The organism is Mesorhizobium sp. M1A.F.Ca.ET.072.01.1.1, from assembly GCF_004023325.1.
Taxonomy (GTDB): Bacteria; Pseudomonadota; Alphaproteobacteria; order Rhizobiales; family Rhizobiaceae; genus Mesorhizobium.
The window spans coordinates 1-7,671 of record NZ_RZSF01000318.1; the positions used below are offsets into that span (position 1 = coordinate 1).

Here is a 7,671-nt window from a genome sequence, read left to right on the forward strand (position 1 = left end):
CGATACGGATGTCGCGGCGCTCGCCTTCGATGCAGGCGGCGCCTGCCAAGATGGCGCCGATCGGGGCAGGCACGGTGACGTATGGCGCCTCGATCCAGCCCTGGCGGGAACCCGCCATGCCGCAGATGATGACGGGCAGGGACTCCGGCGCGCCCATGGCGGCGAGATGGCCCTCCAGCACCGTCGCAAAACCCTTTTCGCGCGCAGTGATCAGGCCGTCGTCGCCGCGCCGCTCGGCGAGCAGCTGACCCGCGCCGTCAAGCAGCCAGGCCCTGAGCCTGGTCGTGCCCCAGTCGAGGGCGGCGACCGCAGGCGCGCCGCTCACAGCACGCCTCCGTCGACGATCAGCATTTGCGCCGTCAGCATGCGCGAGGCGTCCGACGCCAGGAACAGCACCGTGCCGACAATGTCGTCGGGCTGCATGGGCTCCTTGATGCATTGCTTGGCGACATGGGCGGCAAGCGCCTCCTCGGTGACCCAAAGCTCGCGCTGGCGTTCGGTGATCACCCAGCCGGGCGCAACCGCGTTGACGCGGATGCCGTCGGCGCCGAGCTTGCCGGCAAGGCCTTTGGTGAGACCGAGGATACCGGCCTTGGCGGCGGTGTAAGCCGGCAGATCGGGATGGTTGATGAGATAGGACGTGGAGCTGAAATTGATGATCGAGCCGCCGCCGGCGCGCTTCATGCCCGGCGCCACCGCCTGGGCGGTGAAGAAATGCGGCCGCAGGTTGATGGCCAGGTTGTTGTCCCAGAACTCGACCGTGACATCCTTCACCTCATGGCGATCGTCGAGCGCGGCGTTGTTGACCAGCGCCGTGACATCGCCATGCGCTTTCGCCGCCTCCGCTGCCGCGGCGCGCAGCGCCTCGACGTCGCGCAGATCGGTCTTGAGATAGAGCGGACGCTGGCCAAGCTCCTTTTCCAGACGGTCGGCCAGCGCCGTGCTGGGCTTGTCGGCGATGTCGATGAAGGCGACCTTGGCGCCTTGCCGCATGAAGCCCTCGGTCAGCGCCGCGCCGATGCCGGAACCGCCGCCGGTGATCAACACCGAGGCGCCGTCGAGGTCGGCGAAACGCGCCGATGGCATCATAATTTCTGTCTCCCTTTGGCCGGCGCGCATCCTAGCCATGCCGGCCTCGGGAGCAAGGGTGAAAAGGCGATTTCGGCGGCAATATGTCTGACAAAATAGCAGCCGCGCTTCCGCGAGGCGCGGACGGGTGGGCTTGGATCGCGGGTTGGCTTGATCAGATCGCCTTGGCGCGCAGCGCGCCGCGATAGGAATCGCGCAGATAGCCAAGCGTGGCGTCGGCATCGACAGGCTTGCCGAACAGGTACCCTTGGCCACCCGCGCAGCCGAACTGGACGAGGCGGTCGGCCTGCGCTTCCTCCTCGATGCCTTCGGCCACAACGTCCATGCCGAGTCCTTCGCACATGGCGAGAATGGCACGGATGATGTGTTCCGAGGGGCGGTCGTCGAGGATCGAGGAAACGAAGGCGCGATCGATCTTCAGCTTGTCGAAATGGAATTCGCGCAGGCGCCCGAGCGAGGACTGGCCGGTGCCGAAATCGTCGAGCGAGACGCGGATGCCGACGCGGCGCAGATCCTCGACGATCTTCTCGGCCGAAGCCGGGTCGGTCATCAGGCCGGTTTCGGTGATCTCGATCTCCAGCCGGCGCGGATCGAAGCCGGTGCGGTCGAGGATCGCCAGGATATGCAGGCCGGTGTTCTGGTCGACAAGCTGCGAGGGCGACAGGTTGAAGGACAAAAACAGGTCCTTCGGCCAGTTGCGCGCCGCCTCGGTCGCCTTGCGCAGCACCAGCTGCGACAGTGGGCCGATGATGCCGCGCTCCTCGGCGATGGGAATGAACACGCTCGGCGGCACCATGCCGAGATCGCGGTCGGTCCAGCGAGCCAGCGTCTCGAAGCCGATGGTGCGGCGACTGGTGAGGTCGACGATCGGCTGGAAATGCGGCTCGACCTCGCCGGCCGAGACGGCGCGGCGCAGTGCCTGCTCGATGCGGGTGACGCGCTTGGCGGCCTCCTCCATCTCGCGTGTGTAGACGACGACGCGGCCGCGGCCCGAGCGCTTGGCGTGGTAGAGCGCGGTCTCGGCCTTGTTGATCAGGATCTCTGTGGTCTCGTCGCCGGAATAAAACAGCGAGCAGCCGACCGAAGCCGACAATCTGGCGGTGCGCTCGCCGACATCATAGGGCGCCGACAGGATCTCGATCAGCATGCGCGATTTTTCGGCGGCCTGCTCCTCGCTGAACACCATCGGGTAGAGGAAGGCGAACTCGTCGGCGCCGATGCGACAGACGGTCGAATAGCCATCCATCGAGGCACGCAAGCGCATAGCCACCTGGATCAGGATGTCGTCGCCGGCCTTGTGGCCGAACAGGTCGTTGATGGGTTTGAAGCCATCGAGATCGAGAATGCCGACGGTGAAGGGCGCGGGATCGTCGGCGCGGTCGCTGATCAGGCGATCGACCTTGTCGTAAAAGCGACGATGGTTGCCAAGTCCGGTCAGCGGATCGGTGAAGGCCAGATCCGCGTTTTCCCTGCCTGGCTGCCCGGTGCCAAACGTCGTTTGCATCATGTTCCTGTTCTGACGGGGGAATTTGTGACCAGACTGGCAGCAAAGCGTTTAGGAAAGGTATCGGAAAATCGATTTTCTGAAGATGCGGAAAAGGGTCTTGGCGCCACGCCTGGCGGTCCAGGGTCTTTGGCGGTGGAGGCTTAAACCGGGCATTAACAGCTTCAATAAATAGTAAAGCGGCCCGGAGACGCCGGCTTGGCGCGGCTGGTCGGCTGGGCTCGGGCACCGGAGACAGGCATGCCGCACGAGGTCCGCAACGAGCCGGCGATCGCCGTGCTCCTGCCCTGCTACAATGAGGAGCTGACGATCGGTGAGGTCGTGCGGCGCTTCCGCGAGACGCTGCCCTCCGCGAGGATCTATGTCTACGACAACAATTCGAAGGACCTGACCGCGCTCAGGGCCCGCGCGGCCGGCGCGGTCGTCGTGCGCGAACCGCGCCAGGGCAAGGGCAATGTCGTGCGCCGCATGTTCGCCGACATCGACGCCGACATCTATGTGATGGCGGACGGCGACTGCACCTACGCGCCGGAAGATGCGCCGCAGCTGATCAACACGCTTTTGACCGAGCGCTCGGACATGGTGGTGGGCACCCGGCGCGGCGTCACCGACGACGCCGGCCGCTCCGGCCACGCCTTCGGCAACCGCATCTTCAACCGGCTCTACAAGGGCCTGTTCGGCGCCGATTTCACCGATATCTTTTCCGGCTACCGGGTCTTTTCGCGGCGCTTCGTCAAGAGCTTCCCGGCGGTTTCCGGCGGCTTCGAGATCGAGACCGAGATGTCGGTCCATGCCTCGCAGCTCAAGCTGCCGGTGAACGAGATGGCGCTCGACTACGGCCGCCGCCCGGAAGGCTCATCGTCGAAGCTGTCGACTTTCCGCGACGGCGCCAGGATCCTATGGATGTTCGCCATGCTGGTGAAGGAGACGCAGCCGCTGCGTTTCTTCGGCACGTTTGCCCTGTTCTTCCTGGCGGCCAGCATCGGGCTGATGATCCCGGTGCTGATCGAGTTCGCCGAGACAGGACTTGTTCCGCGCATGCCGACCTGGGTGCTGTCCGTTGGCCTGCTCCTCTTGTCCATGCTGGCGATGGTCACCGGGCTGATCCTCGATTCGGTGTCGCGCGGCCGGGCCGAACAGAAGCGCATCTTCTATCTTTCCATCCCTGCCGGCCGCATCGAGCGACGCGCGGGCTTCAACGGCGAGGCCTCCCGGAAGAGGGAGCCGGGCAAGCCCTCGCGAGCCGCGTGATGGTCCGGCTTGGCCGCTTCGTGCTTGCCGGCGGCATCGGCTTCGTTGCCGATGCGGCCGCGCTCTGGCTGCTGCTTTCCGTCACGCCGCTCGGGCCGCTGGCCGCGCGCGTGCTGTCGATCGGCTTCGCGCTCACCGTCACCTGGCAGATCAACCGGCATCTGACCTTTGCGCCGTCGAGCCGAGGCATCGCGCAGGAGGGCGCGCGCTACGGCGGCGTCGGCGTCGCCACCAGCATCGTCAATTATCTCATCTATTGTGCCCTTCTGTTCGCGCTGCCCTCCCTGGCGCCGCTGGCAGCGCTGACGGTCGCCTCGCTGGTCGCGATGGCGCTGTCCTTCGTCGGCTATTCCCGGCTGGTCTTCGACCGATAATCTCTGGCCGATTGGCAGAAGCCGCCGATTTCCCTATATCGGCGACAGAGATTGCCGGAGACCCGAGATGCCGTTGAAAATCGCCGTCCAGATGGACCATGTCTCGACGGTGTCGATCGCCGGCGACACCACGTTCGCGCTGTCGCTGGAAGCGCAGCGGCGCGGCCACCAGCTTTTCCACTACACGCCCGACCGGCTGTCGATGCGGGGCGGCAAGGTGTTCGCGCGCGCCGAGGAGATGCAGGTGCGCGACGAGAAGGGCAGCCATTATTCGCTGGGCGAGCCGGTGCGCACCGATCTGTCGGAGATGGACGTGGTGCTGCTGAGGCAGGACCCGCCCTTCGACATGAACTACATCACCACAACCCACATTCTGGAACGCATCCATCCGAAGACGCTGGTGGTCAACAACCCGGCCTGGGTGCGCAACAGCCCGGAAAAGATCTTCGTCACCGAATTCCCGGACCTGATGCCGGAAACGCTGATCACCAAGGACCCGCAGGAGGTGGCCGCCTTCCGCAAGGAGTTCGGCGACATCATCGTCAAGCCGCTCTACGGCAATGGCGGGGCGGGCATCTTCCATCTGCACGAGGCCGACCGCAACCTTGCCTCGCTGCTCGAAATGTTCGGCCAGCTGTTCCGCGAGCCCTATATCGTGCAGCGCTATCTCAAGGACGTGCGCAAGGGCGACAAGCGCATCATCCTGATCGACGGCGAGCCGGTGGGCGCCATCAACCGCGTGCCGGCCGAGCACGATTCGCGCTCCAACATGCATGTAGGCGGCCGCGCCGAGAAGACCGAGCTCACGGAGCGCGAACGCGAGATCTGCGCCCGCATCGGGCCAGCGCTCAGGGAACGCGGCTTCATCCTCGTCGGCATCGATGTCATCGGCGACTACATGACCGAGATCAACGTCACCTCGCCGACCGGCGTGCGCGAGGTGCGGCGCTTCGGCGGCGCGGACATTGCTGCCCTGTTCTGGGACTGCGTGGAAGGAAAGCGGAAGTAGCGCCTCTCAGCTGCCCCGTGGGCGGGACCATTATGTTCCCGTAATGTTCTTGCTTAAGCCGAAAATCTGTGGTTGTCTAAACCAAACCCGCTCGCCGCCTGATCGCAGGACCGGCGAGCGAGCCGGTATCCGGGGGCTTGAGACAAGATGGTAGCGCGGGTTCGCACGGTGGCTTTCCAGGGCATCGAGGCCGTGCCGGTCGATGTCCAGGTGATGATCGCGCCGGGCAAGGTCGGGATGCAGATCGTCGGCCTGCCGGACAAGGCGGTGGCAGAGAGCCGGGAACGCGTGCAGGCCGCGCTTCATGCGTCCGGCCTGTCGATGCCGTCGAAAAAGGTGACGGTGAATCTCGCGCCGGCGGACCTGCCCAAGGAAGGCAGCCACTACGACCTGCCGATCGCGCTCGGATTGATGGCCGCGCTCGGCGCCATTCCTGGCGATATGCTGGCCGGCTATGTCGTGCTCGGCGAATTGTCGCTCGACGGCACCATTGCCGCTGTCGCCGGCGCGCTGCCGGCGGCGATCGGCGCCAACGCCGAAGGGAAAGGGCTGATCTGTCCGTTCGCCTGCGGGCCGGAGGCAGCCTGGGCCGGCAAGGATTTCGATATCCTGGCGCCGCGCAGCCTGATCGCCATCGCCAACCATTTTCGCGGCACCCAGGTGCTGTCGCGTCCCGAGGCAGGCATCCAGGTCGCCGCGCGCGATCTGCCGGACCTTGCCGACATCAAGGGCCAGGAAAGCGCCAAGCGGGCGCTGGAAGTGGCGGCGGCGGGCGGCCACAATCTCCTGATGGTCGGACCGCCGGGCTCGGGCAAGTCGATGCTGGCGCAAAGGCTGCCCTCGATCTTGCCGCCGCTGGCGCCGAAGGAGCTGCTCGAAGTCTCGATGATCGCGTCGGTGGCGGGCGAGCTCGGCGAAGGCAAGCTGACAGACCGACGGCCGTTCCGCGCGCCACATCATTCGGCGTCGATGGCGGCGATGGTGGGCGGCGGCTTGCGCGTGCGGCCGGGCGAAGTGTCGCTTGCGCATCACGGCGTGCTGTTCCTCGACGAGTTCCCGGAATTCACGCCGCAGACGTTGGACGCGCTGCGCCAGCCGCTGGAGACCGGCGACTGCGTGATCGCGCGCGCCAACCACCGCGTCACCTATCCGGCGCGCATCCAGCTGGTGGCGGCGATGAACCCGTGCCGCTGCGGCATGTCGGGCGAGCCCGGCTATCGCTGCCTGCGCGGCGAGCGCTGCCGCACCGAATACCAGGCGCGCATTTCCGGCCCGCTGCTCGACCGCATCGATCTCAGGATCGAAGTGCCGGCAGTCTCGGCAAGCGACCTGATCCGGCCGGACAAGGCCGAGGCCAGTGCCGCTGTGGCGCAGCGCGTGGCGCGCGCCCGGGCCATGCAGCGCGAGCGGCTGGAAAGGCTGGGTGCGGCGGCCACCACCAACGCGCACTGCCCGCCTTCGGTCGTCGAGGCGATCGCCAGGCCCGACGCCGCCGGGCTGACGCTGCTCAAGGACGCCAGCGAAAAGCTCGCCTTCTCGGCGCGAGCCTATCACCGCGTGCTGAAAGTGGCGCGGACGCTCGCCGATCTCGACGCCAGCGAAACCGTCGGCCGCATCCATCTCGCCGAGGCGATCTCCTACCGCATGAGCGCGGAGCGCATGGCGCAGGCGGCGTAAGGTCCCTGGCGCGGATTTCCGGCGCTACCCCGCCCGGTCCTGCGCCTTCAGCTCCAATCTGCGCGCATGCAGCACCGGCTCGGTGTAGCCGTTGGGCTGAACGGTCCCCTTGAATACCAGGTCGCAGGCGGCCTGGAAGGCGATCGACTTGTCGAAGTCGGGCGCCATCGGCCGGTAGAGCGGGTCGCCGACATTCTGGCGGTCGACGATCGCCGCCATGCGCTGCAGCGAATCCCGGACCTGGATCTCCGAGCACACCTTGTGGCGCAGCCAGTTGGCGATGTGCTGCGAGGAAATGCGCAGCGTGGCGCGGTCTTCCATCAGGCCGACATCATTGATATCGGGCACTTTCGAGCAGCCGACGCCCTGATCGATCCAGCGCACGACATAGCCCAGAATGCCTTGCGCGTTGTTGTCGAGCTCGCGCTGGATCTCGTCCGGGGTCCAGTTCGGCCGCACCGCCACGGGCACCGACAGGATGTCGTCGAGCCTGGCCTTCGGCCGGCTCCTCAGCGCCGCCTGCACGGCGTGCACATCCACTTTATGATAGTGCGTGGCGTGCAGCGTCGCCGCGGTCGGCGAGGGCACCCAGGCGGTGTTGGCGCCGGCCTTGGGGTGCGCGATCTTCTGTTCCAGCATCGCCGCCATCAAATCCGGCATCGCCCACATGCCCTTGCCGATCTGGGCGTGGCCGGCGAGCCCGCATTCCAGGCCGGTGTCGACGTTCCACGCCTCATAGGCGGAAATCCAGGCGGCCTGCTTCATGT

General features: G+C 66.3%; 7 protein-coding genes and 1 pseudogene. 4 read left to right on the forward strand and 4 right to left on the reverse strand.

Annotated elements, in window-relative coordinates:
• From EOA32_RS29985 to EOA32_RS29995, 3 genes are all read right to left on the reverse strand, one after another.
• A partial coding sequence (locus EOA32_RS29985) for a 2-dehydro-3-deoxygalactonokinase (RefSeq protein WP_189407481.1) occupies window positions 1–325 on the reverse strand: 325 nt, incomplete at its 3' end.
• Entirely contained in the window at window positions 322–1,089 is a 768-nt protein-coding gene (locus EOA32_RS29990; RefSeq protein ID WP_095827548.1) for an SDR family oxidoreductase, read from the reverse strand. The genes EOA32_RS29990 and EOA32_RS29985, both read right to left, overlap by 4 nt.
• A 154-nt stretch (window positions 1,090–1,243) precedes the next feature.
• Window positions 1,244–2,593 (reverse strand): EAL domain-containing protein, encoded by a 1,350-nt coding sequence (locus EOA32_RS29995; protein WP_067003303.1) that lies wholly within the window; start codon window positions 2,591–2,593, stop codon window positions 1,244–1,246.
• 240 nt (window positions 2,594–2,833) lie between these two features.
• Here EOA32_RS29995 and EOA32_RS30000 point away from each other — a divergent pair, with 240 nt between their 5' ends.
• The 4 genes from EOA32_RS30000 (at window position 2,834) to EOA32_RS30015 (ending at window position 6,904) form a co-directional block, all read left to right on the forward strand.
• On the forward strand, window positions 2,834–3,844 hold the full coding sequence (locus tag EOA32_RS30000) for a glycosyltransferase family 2 protein (protein ID WP_128373644.1): 1,011 nt from the start codon (window positions 2,834–2,836) through the stop codon (window positions 3,842–3,844).
• A complete protein-coding gene (locus EOA32_RS30005) occupies window positions 3,844–4,218 on the forward strand; it encodes a GtrA family protein (RefSeq protein WP_067003099.1) in 375 nt (124 codons plus the stop codon). Before EOA32_RS30000 ends, EOA32_RS30005 begins: the two co-directional genes overlap by 1 nt.
• A 67-nt stretch (window positions 4,219–4,285) precedes the next feature.
• Complete coding sequence (gene gshB / locus EOA32_RS30010) at window positions 4,286–5,227, forward strand: glutathione synthase (RefSeq protein WP_067003101.1); 942 nt, start codon at window positions 4,286–4,288, stop codon at window positions 5,225–5,227.
• 147 nt (window positions 5,228–5,374) lie between these two features.
• Window positions 5,375–6,904 (forward strand): YifB family Mg chelatase-like AAA ATPase, encoded by a 1,530-nt coding sequence (locus EOA32_RS30015; RefSeq protein WP_128373645.1) that lies wholly within the window; start codon window positions 5,375–5,377, stop codon window positions 6,902–6,904.
• A gap of 24 nt (window positions 6,905–6,928) precedes the next feature.
• Here EOA32_RS30015 and EOA32_RS30020 read toward each other — a convergent pair.
• Window positions 6,929–7,671: pseudogene (locus EOA32_RS30020) on the reverse strand (malate synthase G); the annotation flags it as partial.